Origin of the sequence: Oceanobacillus sp. Castelsardo (assembly GCF_001659985.1) — a bacterium.
GTDB lineage: Bacteria > Bacillota > Bacilli > Bacillales > Amphibacillaceae > Oceanobacillus.
Genome location: NZ_LYCS01000008.1, coordinates 1 through 17555, shown reverse-complemented (window position 1 = coordinate 17555; position 17555 = coordinate 1). Strand labels below are relative to the sequence as shown.

The window sequence follows — 17555 nt, the reverse complement described above, 5'->3', positions numbered from 1 at the left end:
ATCCTCTTTTTATTAGAAACAATCCTAAAAAAATCTACTCAATAGGCCAATTGCGGCTAGAATTCCAATGACTAGTAGTAACCAATTTTTTCTTACCTTTTCTGGAATCCATCTTTTCTTTCTCCATCTATTTGGATCAAATTGAACTTCGCTATCATCATAATGATATGTTCGCCGTCTACTATTTCCCCATGGAGAATAAATTCTCGCATTTTTTAAAACAATCGGCGCAAGAAGGAATCCGCCAATAAAACCAAACACATGCGCATAGACGTTTATCCCCGAACGGAAGATGGTCATAATAAGACCGAAAATTAAAATCACACGGATCATTTGTGCGCTACCTTGATCTATTAAGTACTTTCGATTCATTGCCATAAAAATGTAAATACCAAACAAACCGAAAATCGCTCCAGATGCACCAAGATGCCAATAATTTTCTGGCCCAAAAATGAAAGTTCCGATATTACCTATGATTCCTGCCCCAAAATAGCCAAACAAAAATTTGGACTTACCAACCATTTGCTCTAATGCTGGACCAAATAAAACGAGAGAAAAGGAGTTAAATAATGCATGCATAAAATCTCCGTGTAAAAATACTGGGGTAATGAAGCGCCAATATTGACCCTCGGCAACTAATAAATTACTACCAACACCCCAAGCTTCCATTAACACACCAATTGGAAGTGAAAGGAAATCTATAATAACCCATAAAACTAGATGGATAATAACTAAAGTAGAAACAATAGGATAATTCACAATAAATTCCTTAATACTTCGTTCATGACGAATAAACATTTTAAGGGTTACTCCTCCTAATTTTAAATAATTTTATAAATAAGTAAAATATGTGTACTATTAACTATTATAATACTTAAAATCATGAACAATGACTATTCTTATGAATGTAAAAGTTAGGAGTATTAATATGATAAAGGGAATCGGTATCGATATTATCGAATTGGAGCGAATTCAAAAAAGTATAAAGAATGAACGGTTTGTAGATAGGATTTTAACTAAAAAAGAAAAAGATTTATATCTTACATTAAAAAATAAAAAACGTCGCATTGAATTTGTGGCTGGGAGGTTTGCTGCAAAGGAAGCTGTAGCGAAGGCATTAGGGACAGGGATTGGTAAATTAAGCTTTCAACATATAGAAGTTTTACCAAATGAGTTAGGTGCCCCTATTATCGAAGTTCAAGGGTTGGAAAAAGAGAAAATCTTCTTATCGATTACACATAGTAAATCTTATGCTGTTGCTCAAGTTGTTATGGAACAAGAATAAGATTTGCATATTTGTATAGGTTGTCTCATATATTTTAATGCAACAGGAGGGAACAAATTGAATATTGTCACTGCAGAAGAAACGTACGGTATTATTCATTACACAATGAGAAAAATGGAATTGGATGGAAAAATGTGGGCGGAGTCGTTAGGGGAAAAGGAAAACATGTATTAGGGATAAGGATAATCTTTTATTTGTGGTGGGGAAGTCTTTCGTGAAAAGTTAAGGTATTTAAGCAAATGTTTCTTTTGGCACGTAGGAAGGTATAAAATCTTTCCCGTCTGGGGCTCCGATTACTCGCCCCACCGAAGATATTTGCATAAGTGCAACTAGTCATTCGCCCAAAGGCTTGGCGAATGCCAAGTTTTCTAAAAGGCTACTTCTATTTCCATTGCAAAAGCTCTTTGTACTAGGAAGGAGAGAAAAGAGGAAACAGTAAAGTTAGTGCGAACGGTCATGTAAGTTGATTGTCCTTTATTATCGTTAAAGCAATTCTATTGATGTGAAAAAGAGACAAGCCCCAATTAAACGTCTTGTGTAAGTAGTAAATGATAAGCAACACAGGAAATTAAGAACTGCGCTAGGACTGGCAGTGTTAAGCTTAATTCTTAATAGGAAATGTACTTGTGGTGATCTATTCCTATCATTGTGTAATACGCGTTATGTTCATGGTAAGGTTATAAATAAAAGAAGAAAATACTTACTATGAGTCAATGGAGATTGATGTTATTTCTAGTATTCAAAAGGATATATCGTACCCTTTTCTAAACTGCGTGATATGAAGTTCCCTGATGTTTTGAGACAAGGGAGATATGTATATGAAAAGACTAAATTTTTCTTTAAAGCTGATGGTATTCGGTTTAATCGTGCTTGTTTTGGCAGCATGTGGCGAGAAGTCACAAGAAGACGTTGTTGGAGAACTCCAGAAGAATGTTGAAGAAATGTCAGGGTATAAAGCGGTAGCCGAAATGTCGATGAACACTGGGCAAGAGGAACAAAAATTCAATATTGATATTTGGCACCAAAAGGAAGACTTTTATCGTGTCGCCCTAACCAGTGAAACAGACGAAAAAGGTAGCCAAATTATTTTGAAAAACGAAGAAGGTGTATTTGTATTAACTCCAGCATTAGAGAAAAGTTTTAAATTCCAGACGGAGTGGCCAAATAACGGAAGTCAACCATATTTATACCAATCTCTAGTAGAGGATATTGCTGGGGATGAGGAAGCAACGTTTGAATCAACGGAAGATAGTTATATTTTCAAAACGAAAACAAATTATCAAAGCAATAACAACTTGCCATTTCAAGAAATACATTTTAATAAGGAAAATTACACACCTACTTTAGTAAAAGTTTTGGACAAAGATGAAAATGCTTTAGTAGAAGTGAAGTTTTCAAAATTTGAGTTGAATTCTACGTTTAACAAAGATGACTTCTCCATGGAGAAAAACATGGCTTCCAATGATACTAGTACAGAAACATCCGCTGAAGTACAAGAAGAAACAACAGAAAATGTTTTAGAAGTAGTAATGCCTGAATTTACTGCTGGGGCTGAAGTGGAAGAGCAAAGAGAAGTTGAATTAGAGAATGGAAAACGTATCATTTCTACTTTTGCGGGAGAAAAACACTTTACATTGATTCAAGAACGTTTGGATGTAATGCCAACTTTAAGCTCTCCACAAGAAGTGGAAGGGGATATTGTTAATTTAGGTAATACAATTGCTGCACTAGATGAGAATAAGATTGAATGGGATTACAATGGGGTTAATTATAAGCTGGCAAGTGAAGAGTTAACGAAAGAGGAACTTATTCAAGTTGCTCAGTCAGTTCAAGGAAAAGCAGTGAAATAATATGATATGTTGTAGCAGGCTCACTAAGGTGAAAGGGGGTCTGCTTTTTGTATTTGGTATGGTTTGGTAATGAAGGATTTAATTAAAAAAGATGCATGTTTTTTTTATAAATGCATATAGTTTACAGGAGTGCAATAATAGAGTGAAATATAAATCTTATACGTAATTCAGATGAAAGGTGATTCAGCTCTGAAATGTTATTAAGATTAAATGTAGTTTTTATCAAAATTACGCCAGGACCCCTTTGCAAACTAAGGTATTCAATGCTATTATAGAGTAGACATTTTAAAAGAACGTTCAACAGTTGGCGGAGGTGCATTGGTTTGTCAGAGAGTTTACAAGAAGTACTGGTTAAATTACCAACAAACCTACTAAATGAGGTGGATGGATTAATGAAATATGAAAATAGTGACTTAAGTGATTTCATATGTCAGGCAACTAGAAATTATCTCCAACATAAAAAGAATGAACATATTCAGCAATTTCGTGAAACAATGCGACGTGGGTATGAAGAAATGGGCCGCATTAATCTAACCATTGCTTCGGAAGCTTTTCAAGCCGAAGAGGAGGCTGAAATCACCTTTAAGCGTACTGTGATCGGGGTGTAATTAATTTGATCGTTCAAAGAGGCGAGGTATATTTCGCTGATCTATCACCAGTTGTTGGATCAGAACAGGGTGGAGTTCGCCCAGTATTAATTTTACAGAACGACATCGGTAATCGATTTAGCCCTACTGTCATTGTTGCAGCAATTACTGCACAGATTCAAAAAGCAAAGCTACCAACCCATGTTGAAATCGATGCAAAAAAATATGGGTTTGATCGTAATTCAGTAATTTTATTAGAACAAATTCGTACATTAGACAAGCAACGACTAACTGACAGGATAACCAAATTAGATGATGAAATGATGAAAAAGATTAACCAAGCCTTAGAAATAAGTCTCGGGTTGAAAGAGATTTATAACGGTCATTAAAGACGCCCTTCTCGTATAAGAGAAAGGGCATTTTTGTTGTTTCGGAAATTATAAAAACAACTCCGATATTACGATGTGTTTGGGACTTTTTTAGTACATACTTTACTGTTATTAGATGCTATAATGTAAGGATTATGTGAAGTATTTATTTGCAGAAAATATTATATTATGAAACAATATTTATAACTTTTATAATCAAGACGGAGGATCATTGTATGGATTCTAAATTTAAAGGTATAGTTGTTGAAAATAGTGAAACAATTGTAGAAATGTGGCTCGAGGAAGTAGCGAGATTAAAAGAAGCAAATCGTACTGCTACTATATCAAATGATTTGTACGATAATACGAACCGTGAATTTGTTGAGGTTATCTTTACAAGTATTAAAAATGATGGGGCAATTAAGGCAGTAGAAACATTCTCAGAAAAGATTATTAACCTTGGTTGGCCTTTAAGCTATATTACAGACGGTTTGCAAGTTTTTAGAAGAGTAACGATTAATTTTATTTTAAGTCAATCAGATAGCATGGATACGGATTTTATATCCGATGTTTTATCTAGTGTGGATCAATGGGTAGAACCGATAATTCGTGTATTAGTGAATGAATATACTGGAAATTGGGAGAATATCGTTTCTTTACAACGTGTTGCTTTGCAAGAATTGTCTGCGCCGCTTATTCCTGTAATTGAAGGTATTACCATTATGCCATTAATAGGAACGATTGATACCGATAGAGCCAAGCTAATTATGGAAAGCTTACTTCAAGGTGTTATTACATATAATTCAGAAGTGGTATTAATAGACATTACGGGGGTACCAGTAGTTGATACGATGGTTGCTCACCATTTGATTCAAGCTGCTGAAGCGGTACGGCTAATTGGAGCGAAGTGTATTTTAGTTGGTATCCGACCAGAAATTGCGCAAACCATAGTTAATTTGGGTATTGATTTAGCTAATTTCCCTACGAAAAGTTCGTTGAAAAAAGGATTTATGGCAGCATTAGAAATAACAAATAGAAAAGTAACTAATGTCACTACAAGTGAAGATAACATTGGAAGCTTAATTGAATCGTTAAAAGGGGAGTGATTAGGTGCGCATTCCTATTTTAAAATTACATGATTATCTATTAATCTCTATCCAAACGGAAATAGATGATAAGACTGCGATAGAATTTCAAGAAGATCTACTAGACAAAATCTATACAACTGGTGCGACGGGTGTTGTCATCGATTTAACATCTGTTGAAATCATTGATTCATTCATTGCCAAAGTTCTTGGGGATGTTGTAGCGATGTCAGATCTAATGGGGGCGAAAGTAGTTTTAACTGGCATACAACCAGCAGTTGCTATGACGTTAATTGAATTAGGTATTCACTTACAAAATATCCCAACTGCGTTAAATTTGGAGCAAGGCCTTATTAAATTACATCAGGAATTGGGGGAATAACATATGAAGCCTCAATCGTCCTATGTAAGAATACAAAAAGAATGGGATATCGTTGGAGCAAGACATGTTGCAAGAGATATGGCGAAGGAATTAGGATTTGGAATCGTGGACCAGGCTCGTGTTGCAACAGCTGTATCAGAACTAGCCCGAAATATATATTTATACGCCAAAAATGGTCAGATAATATTTGAAAAAATAGATACGATGGAAAGTAAAGGACTAAGTATAGTAGCGGTAGATTCAGGCCCGGGAATTGCAGACATTGGTGAAGTCATGCAGGATGGATATTCGACATCAGGAGGTTTAGGCGCTGGACTCCCTGGAGTAAAACGATTAATGGATCAATTTGTTATTCAATCTGAACTCGGAAAAGGAACGAAAATTACTACTAAAAAGTTGGTTCGTTAATGAGATTGGTAAGTGTATACAGAACTTTGATGTATGCACTTATCATTTTTTATAGAGCCACAAATGGATTAGGTAGGAGGAAGTGTATGGGGGAAGTAATGAATTCAAGCACTGAAGGTTATAAAGACTTATTAAAATCATTTATTGAAACTCAAGATGAGCGTTCTCTATATGGAGTAGAAATGATGAGTAAATCTTTCTTGAAGAATAATATTTTACCAGAAGAGATTGTCAATATACACATTCAAGCATTAGAAGAGTTATACCCGGAACTTTCACAAGAAGTTAAGCATTCCATGAACTTCCTATTAGAAGCAATGATTTCCTATGGGATTAAACAGCAAGAAATACAGTCGTTAAAAGAAAGACAACTTGCCATTCAGTCTGAGATTTCTGTTGCTGCAAAAATGCAGAATACACTTTTGAAAACAGAAATTCCTCAGGCGCGAGGGTTGGATATTGGTGCAATAAGTGTACCAGCACATCAACTTAATGGAGATTACTATCATTTTGTTAAAGGGAATGATGATACAATTGGTCTTGCGATAGCTGATGTAATAGGAAAAGGGATTCCTGCAGCATTGTCCATGTCCATGATTAAATATGCAATGGACAGTTATCCAGAGGTATCGATGAAACCCAATGTTATTTTAGAAAATCTTAATCGTGTAGTGGAAAGAAACGTTGATCCAAATATGTTCATTACCATGATTTATGCCCAATACTCCCCTAAAGACAATAAACTTCGATTTTCCTCAGCAGGTCATGAACCTGGTTTTTATTACCATGCTAAAGAAAATAAATTTACAGAATTAAAAACGGAGGGGCTAGCTTTAGGTGTGCTAGGGAATGTTCAGTATCAAGAATATGTGTTAGAAATGAAATTGGGTGACATGGTGATATTTTTAACAGACGGGGTTACGGAAACACGAGAGCAAGGCCGATTTATCGAGACTCAAGAAGTGCTGGATCTCATTAAGAAATATAAGGCTCTCTCCGCACAAGAAATGGTTGAGCAAGTGTTTAAATACTTTGAACAGCTACAGGATTTTAAACTAAGAGATGATTTCACATTAATAATATTTAAAAAAGAAGTTTAATGCTTTTCGAAAATGGGTAAAGTTTACTAAGTAATAGTAAAGCGATATTGATATAGAACTAAAGGACTAGGAGGGGGAATAATGGAACTTAACATTGACATTGTTGAGGAAAGAAATAAAAGTATAGTTCGTCTTTCGGGTGAAATTGATGCTTATACTGCCCCACAACTAAAAGAAAAATTATTACCTCTAACAAAAATTAGCGGAAATGATGTCGAAGTTGATATGGAATTCATTTCATATATGGATAGTACTGGTTTAGGAGTTTTTATTAGTGGTTTAAAATCATCGAAGGTAAATAATAGTCAATTAAAAATTATTAATCTTAGTGATCGTGTTTACCGTGTTTTTAATATAACTGGATTACATGAGATTATGGATTTAGAACGCATCAACAAGGTGGAGAGATGATATGTGCAATTTTGATTTTATAGAAATGAAGATACCGGCAAAAGCAGAATATGTTGGTGTGATTCGTTTGACATTATCAGGAATAGCGAATCGTGTAGGCTTTTCTTATGAGGAAATTGAGGATATAAAAATTGCTGTTTCAGAGGCGATTACTAATGCAATTAATCATGGTTATGAAAAAGAGGGAAAAGGTGAAATAACCATTGGTTTTGGTGTGTATGAAGATCATCTAGAAATTATGGTGGCTGATAAGGGAGAAAGTTTCCGATTAAACGAAGTAAAAAATAAAATAGGTCCTTATCAAAAGTCAGAGTCGGTGGAAAATCTTAGAGAAGGTGGATTTGGACTGTTTTTAATTGAAGCTTTGATGGATAAAGTTCAAATCAATAATAGTCATGGTGGAGTTATTGTGTTAATGACTAAGTATCTAAATGGAGTAGGGGTGGACTTAGATGATAACCAAGTCTCAAGCCGACCATAAAGGAAGAGATGAGGTTTACCAATGGATTGAATTTCTCCAACAAAATCCTGAAGATAAAGCCACACAAGAGAAAATTATTCTTAGATACCAAAACCTTGTAGAATCCATCGCAATGAAATATTCGAGAAACTCTATGATACACGAAGACCTAGTGCAGGTAGGGATGATTGGTTTATTAGCTGCAGTCAGAAGGTATGATGCATCATTTGGTAAATCATTTGAATCTTTTGCAATACCAACAATGATTGGCGAAATCAAACGTTTTATTCGTGATAAAACATGGAGTGTTCACGTTCCTCGTCGTATTAAAGAATTAGGACCTAAAATTAAAAAAGCGGTCGATGTTTTAACGGCTACGAATCAAAAATCTCCAACAATTAAAGAGATAGCAGTTTACTTGGATGCTTCAGAAGAAGAAGTTTTGGAAACAATGGAAATGAGTAAAAGTTATAATGCGCTCTCTGTGGATAAGAAAGTTGAAGCGGATTCAGAGGGCGGAACAGTTGCATTAATTGACTTAATTGGCTCTGAAGAAGGTGGCTATAATACTATCGACTATAAGATTATTCTAGAAAAGATTCTTCCGGTTTTATCAGAACGAGAACAACAAATTCTAAGATTTACATACTTCGAGAATTTGAGCCAAAAAGAAACAGGAGAAAAACTAGGAATATCTCAAATGCATGTTTCTAGATTGCAAAGGCGAGCGTTAAGAAGGTTACGTGAAGCTATTCAATCTAAAAGTTCGGAGGTTTTCGATTGAGTTTTGCAAATAGCAAAGTAGAAGTATCTATCTTCCAAAAACCAAAAAAGGGTAATTATTGTTGTGGGGATAGTTACTTCTACAAGGAAACAGAGAAAGGGTTCATTTGTGCGCTTGCAGATGGTCTTGGTAGTGGGGAGTATGCAAACGAATCATCTGAAATTGTCATAGATATTATAAAAAGGAACTCGGATATTGAAGTAGAACAGATTGTCTCCAAGGCGAATGAACAACTGTTAGGGAAACGAGGAGCTGTATTAGGAATATTAAAAATGGACTTTAGTAAAAAGACGTATTCATTTTCTTCTATTGGTAATATTGGAATATTACAAGTTATTCAAGGGAAGAAAAAGCGTAGTATTCCGAATGCAGGTTATTTGGGTGGTTTTAAAAGACCGTTTAAAGTGATAAGCGGAAAACTTGAACCAAATTCTAATTATATTATGTTTTCTGATGGGGTGCTGGATAAAGAATTATCTAAGTTATCTTTTGAGAATAAGAAAGATGTGGAGGGGATAACGAAGGCTTATAAATTTATAAGCGAAGAGGCGCGTTCTGATGATACAACATTAATAGCGATGCATTATGGTGATGTGTAAGATGGCTGACATTAGAGTAGGTGTCGGCCTTTTTGGCTTACTGGCATAGTTAAGTTAAAACACAATGTGGTAAAATATAGGAAGCTTTTCCGTTTTTTATTTGCTTAAGGAGGTTTAAAAATGGCAGTAGATGTTGAACAAAATATTATAGGATTAGTAGCTAAGGAAACAGAAATAAAGGTTAATATTGTGGGGAAGGTTATTGAATTATTAGGTGAAGGGAATACTGTCCCCTTTATTGCCAGGTACCGAAAAGAAGTAACTGGTGGACTTGATGAAGTTCAAATTAAAAATGTTCAAGATAGATATCAATATGCTGTTCATTTATCAGAAAGAAAACAAGAAGTTCTTCGGATTATAGAGGAACAGGGTAAATTAACAGAGGAATTGGAAAAGGAAATAAAAGCAGCATCCAGACTGCAAAGAGTGGAGGATTTGTATCGTCCATATAAACAAAAGAGAAGAACAAAAGCAACGATTGCTAAAGAAAAAGGACTGGAGCCTCTTGCTGAATTAATCTGGGCTGGGGAAATTACTCGCCTAAAAGAAGAAGCAGAAAAGTACTTCTCTGAAGAACATGAATTACATACAGTAGAAGATGTGTTGATAGGAGTAAATGATATTATTGCGGAATGGATCTCAGATGATGCGGAATATCGTGATTATATTCGAGAAGAAACATTTAGGAAAGGAACGATAGAATCACAAGTAAAAGATGAAGAAAAAGATGAAAAGCGTGTATATGGTATGTATTATGAATATCATGAAGCAGTACGTTCACTTGTTTCCCACCGAATATTAGCGCTAAACCGTGGAGAAAAAGAGGATATATTAAAGGTATCCATTCAACCGCCTGTGGAACGTATTCATGAATTTCTGCAGAATAAAATTATTAAAAAGCAGTCTAATGAGGAAATAAAGGAAATCTTATTAGCTGCAATAGAAGATAGTTATAAACGTTTAATTCAACCATCCATTGAAAGAGAGATTAGAGGAAGCTTAACTGAAAAGGCAGAAGAACAAGCGATTGATGTCTTTGCCGTAAATTTAAAGAATTTATTATTACAACCACCATTAAAAGGGAAAACGATTCTTGGTGTCGACCCGGCATACCGTACAGGTTGTAAGTTAGTTGTAGTAGATGAAACTGGAAAGGTACTCGATGTCGGGGTAATGTACCCGACAGCTCCAAAGAATGATGTGGTTGGTTCTGAGAAAATAGTGATGGAACTTGTGCGGAAATTTAATATTGAATTAGTAGCAATTGGAAATGGTACAGCATCAAGAGAAACAGAACAATTTATTTCCGATGTCATCTCTAACAATCAGCTAAGCATACCTTATATCATTGTTAACGAAGCTGGGGCAAGTGTGTATTCTGCTTCGGAACTTGCCCGTGAGGAATTTCCTGACTTGCAAGTGGAACAGCGAAGTGCTGCTTCCATAGCACGTCGCGTACAAGATCCATTAGCAGAACTCGTGAAAATCGATCCTAAATCAATTGGTGTAGGACAATATCAACATGATGTAAGCCAAAAGTTACTAAATGAGTCATTAACCTTTGTAGTGGAAACAGCCGTAAACCAAGTTGGTGTTAATGTGAATACAGCATCTTCGTCTTTATTACAATATGTTTCAGGACTAAGTAAAACCGTAGCAAATAATATTGTGAAACGTAGAAATGAAGAAGGAAAATTTACAAAGCGTCAAGAACTAAAGAAAATTCCGAGACTTGGTGCGAAGACGTATGAACAGGCTATTGGTTTTTTACGAATTATTGATGGAGAAAATCCCTTAGATAGAACACCTATCCATCCTGAAAGCTACCCTAGTACAAAAAGACTGTTAGAAATGATGGATTGTTCCATAGGTGATATTGGAACCGAGAAGTTACAAGAAAAAATAAAAGGTTTAGATAAAAAGAAAGTAGCGGAACAATTAGAAATCGGAGAGCCTACTTTAGTAGATATTTTAAATGCATTAAGTCGTCCGGAAAGAGACCCACGTGATGATTATCCGCAACCATTATTGAAACAAAATGTGATGACATTAGAAGATTTGAAACCTGGTATGGAATTACAAGGTACAGTGCGAAATGTTGTAGATTTTGGTGTGTTTGTGGATGTTGGTGTAAAACAAGATGGACTCGTACACATATCAAAAATGGCGAATAAATTTGTAAAACACCCAATGGATATCGCATCAGTAGGGGATGTTGTTACCGTATGGGTTGAAGATATTGATGTTGATAAAGGAAGAGTTGCGTTATCAATGATTCAAAATGAAAAGTGAAAAAGGAGAGATCTAGATAAATAAAAAAACCAAGGTTGCCCTTGGTTTTTTTATTAATTTATTTTTCTGTTCCTACCGCAGCTTCTACTTCACTTAGAGAAATTCCTAATGCTTTTGCTACGCCTTCCCCGTATTTAGGATCTGCCTTGTAACAGTTTGTAATATGTCTCAATTGAATTTCTTTAGTAGTTCCTTCCATTGCACGAGCGGTATTTCCAAATAATTGTTGTTTTTGGTCTTCTGACATTAAGTTGAATAGCTTACCAGGTTGTTCATAGTAAAGGTCATCGTCTTCGCGGAAATCGTAATAACTAATACCTCCACCATCATATGCTGGATCTTGATGTTCTTTACTATCTTTCCATTCCCCATAACTGTTAGGAGAATATGAGATTTCTCCACCAGAAGCAGGAATTACTCTTCCTTGACCGTCTCTATGGTAAGGGTGGAAGTTCTTCGCATTCTTCGGATAGTTAACTGGAATTTGCCAATGGTTCACACCTAAACGATAACGTTGAGCGTCTCCGTATGAGAATAAGCGACCTTGTAACATTCTATCTGGTGAGAATCCGATACCAGGTACAATGTTTGTTGGAGCGAAAGCAGCTTGTTCCACTTCTTCAAAGTAGTTTTCAGGGTTACGGTTAAGTTCTACTTCACCAACTTCAATTAATGGGTAGTCCTCTTTATACCAAACTTTAGTTAAGTCAAATGGATTGTAAGGTAAGTTATTTGCTTGTTCTTCTGTCATTACTTGAATGTACATTGTCCATTTTGGATAGTCACCATTTTCAATTGCAGTAAATAGATCTTTTTGATGACTGTCAGCTTCCTTACCTCTTAAAACTTCTGCCTCTTGGTCTGTTAAGTTTTTAATTCCTTGTTGTGTTTTAAAGTGGAATTTAACCCATACTCGTTCATTATCCGCATTAATTAAGCTATACGCATGGCTACTAAACATATTCATATTTCGGTAACTTGCTGGAATTCCGCGGTCACTCATGACAACCGTTACTTGGTGAAGTGCTTCAGGTAGTGCGGTCCAGAAATCCCAGTTTGCTTGTGGGCTATGCATATTTGTTTTAGGATTACGTTTAACAACATGGTTTAAATCTGGGAATCTCTTAGGATCTCTCATAAAGAATACTGGAGTGTTGTTTCCTACTAAGTCCCAGTTACCTTCTTCTGTGTAGAACTTCATTGCTGTACCACGAATATCACGATCAGCATCAGGAGCGCCACGTTCACCAGCAACTGTAGAATAACGAATGAACATATCTGTTTTTTTGCCAACTTCTGAGAAGATATCAGCTTTTGTGTATTTAGTAATGTCATTAGTTACTGTGAAAGTACCATACGCACCAGAACCTTTTGCATGCATACGTCGTTCAGGAATTACTTCTCTATCAAAGTGTGCAAGCTTTTCAATAAACCAAAAGTCCTCCATTAATAGCGGACCACGTTTACCAGCAGTTTTGACATCATCATCATTAGGTACCGGAGCACCAAATGCGGTAGTTAGTCTTTTCTTTTCTTCACTCATTATATTAACCCCTTCCGAATAATTATTTTCATAAATATTACTATTTTAATAGATTTAACCTACTTTAAATCTATTTAGAATAATTATTTAAAACTTATGAAATGAGAAGATGGATTATCACTCTAACGCGATAATCGAGAATAGATTAAAATCACTTCTAAACAACATTATAAAGCAAATCAAATAAAAATCAATATTTAATTATAATGATTTTAAACAAAGAGATATTAAATAAGGTTTAAACGTTATTTAATATATTAACTATTATAATGATTATGTTGCTACAGGTATGATATGATTAGAAATAGAAGTACAAGGAGGTGTTTTCAAATGGATCCAGTAAATGAGAAGTCACTATTTGATTTAGTTAATGATATATCGTTGAAATTTTTCGGTAAACCATATACTGACAAGGTTACATTTAATCATCGTCTACGCACAACTGGTGGTAGGTATCTACCTACTGAAAGGGTAATTGAGTTAAATCCAAAATATGTTGAAGAGATGGAAGCAAGTGAATTTATCGGTATCATTAAACATGAATTATGCCATTATCATTTACATATAGAAGGAAAAGGGTATAAACATGGAGATGAGGATTTTAAGAGGTTATTAAAGAAGACTGGATCTCCTAGACATTGTAGTCCATTACCATCGCAAGTAAATGCGTATAAGTACTTATATATATGTAAAGACTGTCATTATCAATATAAGCGGAAGCGTAAAGTAGATATAACTAAATATAGGTGTGGTAAATGTAGGGGAAGACTTATATTAAGTGAGGAATAAAAAACATCTAGGAAAGTTAGCATTTCGCCCAAAGGAATTTGCCCATGTCTTAGTTGTGCAGATGGGGAAGAAGTGTTCTTATATGAAAACAACCCCACTTGAAAGCAATAAGCTACTATAATAGATGGTATCTATACAAAGCGAAGCCATTTTAGTTTTCTTTAATGCAAAAAAAGATGTTGACGAAACTTTTTATCCATGATAAATTAGAAAAGTTGTTTCAGATTTTGATTTTGTTCGTTTCAAATGATAAAAATCTCTTAAAAGAATGTTGACAATCTTTTTCAAATCGTTTATTATATAAAACGTTGCTGCTAATAATAAATGACGAGGTTAAATATATCGTAGCAGTAAAATAGAGTGATGTTGATTTTATTCCACAGTAGCTCAGTGGTAGAGCAATCGGCTGTTAACCGATCGGTCGTAGGTTCGAATCCTACCTGTGGAGCCATTATTGGAGAAGTACTCAAGAGGCTGAAGAGGCGCCCCTGCTAAGGGTGTAGGTCGCGATAGCGGCGCGAGGGTTCAAATCCCTCCTTCTCCGCCATTTCAAACAGTGGCCCGTTGGTCAAGCGGTTAAGACACCGCCCTTTCACGGCGGTAACACGGGTTCGAATCCCGTACGGGTCATCATTTTAAATAGGTCCGGTAGTTCAGTTGGTTAGAATGCCTGCCTGTCACGCAGGAGGTCGCGGGTTCGAGTCCCGTCCGGACCGCCATTTAATTGGGCCATAGCCAAGCGGTAAGGCATCGGGTTTTGATCCCGTGTACCCTAGGTTCGAATCCTAGTGGCCCAGCCATTTTTATGTTAATTCCTTATATTAATCCATCTCACATTTTATGTTGAGTTTAATAATGGGGGTTAAAATACTATTGATGCAATAGTATTTTTTTGTTAGAAGAACTCGGGATTGCCCGATAATATGAGCCACTAGCTCAGTCGGTTGGTTACGAACATCACTTCTGCCGAATAGGCTTCGAGTAACCCGAAGCACTATATGTTCTCGAAAAAGCAAGAAGATATAGGGATTTATTTTATCTGTTATGAGACTAAAGATAAAAGTGTGATATTACGAGCCATTAGCTCAGTCGGTAGAGCATCTGACTTTTAATCAGAGGGTCGAAGGTTCGAATCCTTCATGGCTCACTTCCATTATTTGCGGTCGTGGCGGAATGGCAGACGCGCTAGGTTGAGGGCCTAGTGGGAGTTAATCCCGTGGAGGTTCAAGTCCTCTCGACCGCATTGTGAACTTTAATATATTCTATTTATGCTTTTGCGCCCGTAGCTCAATTGGATAGAGCGTTTGACTACGGATCAAAAGGTTAGGGGTTCGACTCCTCTCGGGCGCGCCATTAATAATTACTGACGGGAAGTAGCTCAGCTTGGTAGAGCACATGGTTTGGGACCATGGGGTCGCAGGTTCGAATCCTGTCTTCCCGACCATTATTGTTTCACTATGAATCTATTATATATATGCGGGTGTAGTTAAATGGTATAACCTCAGCCACGAGCGATACTTCTACCGAATATTCTGCGAGTTGCCTCGAAGTATTCACTTCTTTGAATCAACTTGTAGATGGAGAGGCATGTTGGTCGAGACTGAAAATAAAGTACAATTTCATTTTAAATGCGGGTGTAGTTAAATGGTATAACCTCAGCCTTCCAAGCTGATGTCGTGGGTTCGATTCCCATCACCCGCTCCATTGTTTATATGAGGGGCCTGTAGCTCAGCTGGTTAGAGCGCACGCCTGATAAGCGTGAGGTCGGTGGTTCGAGTCCACTCAGGCCCATCCAACAGATTTCAGGTTGGTTTATCTTTCTTGGTATAACCCAAAAAAATGTTGACTTTCAAAAGTGGTTATTGTATAATTTATTTCTATCGCAAAAAACGTTGATTAAAATTTTAAAAAAGTTGTTGACGACATGTTAGCGATATGGTATATTAATAAAGTCGCTTTTGACAAACGACTGCGAAATTTGCTCTTTGAAAACTGAACAAAACAACCAGTATGTCAAGAAAAAAAGGAAAACGAGTTTTCCTTTTAAAATAGAAGGTAACACTTCTTATAGCTAAGACATAGAATTAACTTGTTAATTCTAAACAAACTTTTTTGGAGAGTTTGATCTTGGCTCAGGACGAACGCTGGCGGCGTGCCTAATACATGCAAGTCGAGCGCTGGAAACTACTTTCAACCCTTCGGGGATGAAAGTGGTGGAAAGAGCGGCGGACGGGTGAGTAACACGTGGGCAACCTACCTGTAAGACTGGGATAACTCGCGGAAACGTGAGCTAATACCGGATAATATTTTTTATTGCATAATAAGAAGTTTAAAAGGCGGCGTAAGCTGTCACTTACAGATGGGCCCGCGGCGCATTAGCTAGTTGGTGGGGTAAAGGCCTACCAAGGCGACGATGCGTAGCCGACCTGAGAGGGTGATCGGCCACACTGGGACTGAGACACGGCCCAGACTCCTACGGGAGGCAGCAGTAGGGAATCTTCCGCAATGGACGAAAGTCTGACGGAGCAACGCCGCGTGAGTGAAGAAGGTTTTCGGATCGTAAAACTCTGTTGTTAGGGAAGAACAAGTATGATAGTAACTGATCATGCCTTGACGGTACCTAACCAGAAAGCCACGGCTAACTACGTGCCAGCAGCCGCGGTAATACGTAGGTGGCAAGCGTTGTCCGGATTTATTGGGCGTAAAGCGCTCGCAGGCGGTCTTTTAAGTCTGATGTGAAAGCCCACGGCTTAACCGTGGAGGGTCATTGGAAACTGGAGGACTTGAGTGCAGAAGAGGAGAGTGGAATTCCATGTGTAGCGGTGAAATGCGTAGAGATATGGAGGAACACCAGTGGCGAAGGCGACTCTCTGGTCTGTAACTGACGCTGAGGAGCGAAAGCGTGGGTAGCGAACAGGATTAGATACCCTGGTAGTCCACGCCGTAAACGATGAGTGCTAGGTGTTAGGGGGTTTCCGCCCCTTAGTGCTGAAGTTAACGCATTAAGCACTCCGCCTGGGGAGTACGGCCGCAAGGCTGAAACTCAAAAGAATTGACGGGGACCCGCACAAGCGGTGGAGCATGTGGTTTAATTCGAAGCAACGCGAAGAACCTTACCAGGTCTTGACATCCTTTCGACCTCCCTAGAGATAGGGATTTCCCTTCGGGGACGAAAGTGACAGGTGGTGCATGGTTGTCGTCAGCTCGTGTCGTGAGATGTTGGGTTAAGTCCCGCAACGAGCGCAACCCTTGATCTTAGTTGCCAGCATTTAGTTGGGCACTCTAAGGTGACTGCCGGTGACAAACCGGAGGAAGGTGGGGATGACGTCAAATCATCATGCCCCTTATGACCTGGGCTACACACGTGCTACAATGGATGGTACAAAGGGCAGCGAAACCGTGAGGTCAAGCAAATCCCATAAAACCATTCTCAGTTCGGATTGTAGGCTGCAACTCGCCTACATGAAGCCGGAATCGCTAGTAATCGCGGATCAGCATGCCGCGGTGAATACGTTCCCGGGTCTTGTACACACCGCCCGTCACACCACGAGAGTTGGTAACACCCGAAGTCGGTGAGGTAACCTTTTGGAGCCAGCCGCCGAAGGTGGGACC

General features: G+C 37.4%; 16 protein-coding genes, 11 tRNA genes and 1 rRNA gene. 26 read left to right on the top strand and 2 right to left on the bottom strand.

Features of this window, described 5'->3' with window-relative positions; genetic code table 11:
* Positions 1–24: 24 nt before the first annotated feature.
* On the bottom strand, positions 25–798 hold the full coding sequence (locus tag A9178_RS13465; protein WP_068676137.1) for a rhomboid family intramembrane serine protease: 774 nt from the start codon (positions 796–798) through the stop codon (positions 25–27).
* Positions 799–928: 130 nt separating this feature from the next.
* On the opposite strand from A9178_RS13465, the gene acpS reads away from it, so the two are divergent.
* The 13 genes from acpS to A9178_RS13400 all read left to right on the top strand — a co-directional run bounded on the left by acpS (position 929) and on the right by A9178_RS13400 (position 11611).
* On the top strand, positions 929–1285 hold the full coding sequence (acpS, locus tag A9178_RS13460; protein ID WP_068676135.1) for a holo-ACP synthase: 357 nt from the start codon (positions 929–931) through the stop codon (positions 1283–1285).
* A gap of 818 nt (positions 1286–2103) precedes the next feature.
* A complete protein-coding gene (locus A9178_RS13455; protein WP_068676133.1) occupies positions 2104–3135 on the top strand; it encodes a LolA family protein in 1032 nt (343 codons plus the stop codon).
* A 323-nt stretch (positions 3136–3458) separates the two neighbouring features.
* Positions 3459–3743: a CopG family ribbon-helix-helix protein gene (locus tag A9178_RS13450; protein WP_047183668.1), complete on the top strand. Its 285-nt coding sequence runs from the start codon at positions 3459–3461 to the stop codon at positions 3741–3743.
* A 5-nt stretch (positions 3744–3748) separates the two neighbouring features.
* Entirely contained in the window at positions 3749–4111 is a 363-nt protein-coding gene (locus A9178_RS13445; RefSeq protein ID WP_068676132.1) for a type II toxin-antitoxin system PemK/MazF family toxin, read from the top strand.
* Between the two features lie 215 nt (positions 4112–4326).
* Positions 4327–5196 carry an RsbT co-antagonist protein RsbRA gene (locus tag A9178_RS13440; protein ID WP_068676130.1) on the top strand — a complete coding sequence of 290 codons (870 nt, stop codon included), beginning with the start codon at positions 4327–4329 and terminating at the stop codon, positions 5194–5196.
* A gap of 4 nt (positions 5197–5200) precedes the next feature.
* On the top strand, positions 5201–5557 hold the full coding sequence (locus A9178_RS13435) for an STAS domain-containing protein (RefSeq protein ID WP_068676128.1): 357 nt from the start codon (positions 5201–5203) through the stop codon (positions 5555–5557).
* A 3-nt stretch (positions 5558–5560) separates the two neighbouring features.
* A complete protein-coding gene (locus A9178_RS13430; protein WP_068676126.1) occupies positions 5561–5965 on the top strand; it encodes an anti-sigma regulatory factor in 405 nt (134 codons plus the stop codon).
* A gap of 86 nt (positions 5966–6051) precedes the next feature.
* On the top strand, positions 6052–7065 hold the full coding sequence (locus A9178_RS13425; protein WP_068676124.1) for a PP2C family protein-serine/threonine phosphatase: 1014 nt from the start codon (positions 6052–6054) through the stop codon (positions 7063–7065).
* 81 nt (positions 7066–7146) lie between these two features.
* Complete coding sequence (locus tag A9178_RS13420) at positions 7147–7476, top strand: anti-sigma factor antagonist (RefSeq protein WP_068676122.1); 330 nt, start codon at positions 7147–7149, stop codon at positions 7474–7476.
* A gap of 1 nt (position 7477) precedes the next feature.
* Entirely contained in the window at positions 7478–7957 is a 480-nt protein-coding gene (rsbW, locus tag A9178_RS13415; RefSeq protein ID WP_068676120.1) for an anti-sigma B factor RsbW, read from the top strand.
* Positions 7929–8720 (top strand): RNA polymerase sigma factor SigB, encoded by a 792-nt coding sequence (gene sigB, locus A9178_RS13410; protein WP_068676118.1) that lies wholly within the window; start codon positions 7929–7931, stop codon positions 8718–8720. The genes rsbW and sigB overlap by 29 nt, the downstream gene beginning before the upstream one ends.
* Positions 8717–9319, top strand: coding sequence for a PP2C family serine/threonine-protein phosphatase (locus A9178_RS13405; RefSeq protein ID WP_068676116.1), 603 nt, complete (start codon positions 8717–8719; stop codon positions 9317–9319). The genes sigB and A9178_RS13405 overlap by 4 nt, the downstream gene beginning before the upstream one ends.
* A gap of 120 nt (positions 9320–9439) precedes the next feature.
* Complete coding sequence (locus tag A9178_RS13400; protein WP_068676114.1) at positions 9440–11611, top strand: Tex family protein; 2172 nt, start codon at positions 9440–9442, stop codon at positions 11609–11611.
* A gap of 58 nt (positions 11612–11669) precedes the next feature.
* Here the strand turns inward: A9178_RS13400 and A9178_RS13395 are convergent, their stop codons facing one another.
* Positions 11670–13154: a catalase gene (locus A9178_RS13395; RefSeq protein ID WP_068676113.1), complete on the bottom strand. Its 1485-nt coding sequence runs from the start codon at positions 13152–13154 to the stop codon at positions 11670–11672.
* A gap of 330 nt (positions 13155–13484) precedes the next feature.
* On the opposite strand from A9178_RS13395, the gene A9178_RS13390 reads away from it, so the two are divergent.
* The 13 genes from A9178_RS13390 to A9178_RS13330 all read left to right on the top strand — a co-directional run.
* Entirely contained in the window at positions 13485–13943 is a 459-nt protein-coding gene (locus A9178_RS13390) for a SprT family protein (RefSeq protein ID WP_068676111.1), read from the top strand.
* A 376-nt stretch (positions 13944–14319) separates the two neighbouring features.
* Positions 14320–14394, top strand: a tRNA-Asn gene (locus A9178_RS13385).
* A 5-nt stretch (positions 14395–14399) separates the two neighbouring features.
* Positions 14400–14490 (top strand) — tRNA-Ser (locus A9178_RS13380).
* 11 nt (positions 14491–14501) lie between these two features.
* A tRNA-Glu gene (locus A9178_RS13375) sits at positions 14502–14573 on the top strand.
* Positions 14574–14585: 12 nt separating this feature from the next.
* Positions 14586–14662: transfer RNA gene (locus tag A9178_RS13370), tRNA-Asp, on the top strand.
* 6 nt (positions 14663–14668) lie between these two features.
* Positions 14669–14743 (top strand) — tRNA-Gln (locus A9178_RS13365).
* 274 nt (positions 14744–15017) lie between these two features.
* Positions 15018–15090 (top strand) — tRNA-Lys (locus tag A9178_RS13360).
* A 12-nt stretch (positions 15091–15102) separates the two neighbouring features.
* Positions 15103–15186, top strand: a tRNA-Leu gene (locus A9178_RS13355).
* A 33-nt stretch (positions 15187–15219) separates the two neighbouring features.
* Positions 15220–15296: transfer RNA gene (locus A9178_RS13350), tRNA-Arg, on the top strand.
* Positions 15297–15310: 14 nt separating this feature from the next.
* Positions 15311–15387, top strand: a tRNA-Pro gene (locus tag A9178_RS13345).
* 186 nt (positions 15388–15573) lie between these two features.
* Positions 15574–15647, top strand: a tRNA-Gly gene (locus A9178_RS13340).
* Between the two features lie 13 nt (positions 15648–15660).
* Positions 15661–15734, top strand: a tRNA-Ile gene (locus tag A9178_RS13335).
* Between the two features lie 318 nt (positions 15735–16052).
* Positions 16053–17555: ribosomal RNA gene (locus A9178_RS13330) — 16S ribosomal RNA — on the top strand; the annotation flags it as partial.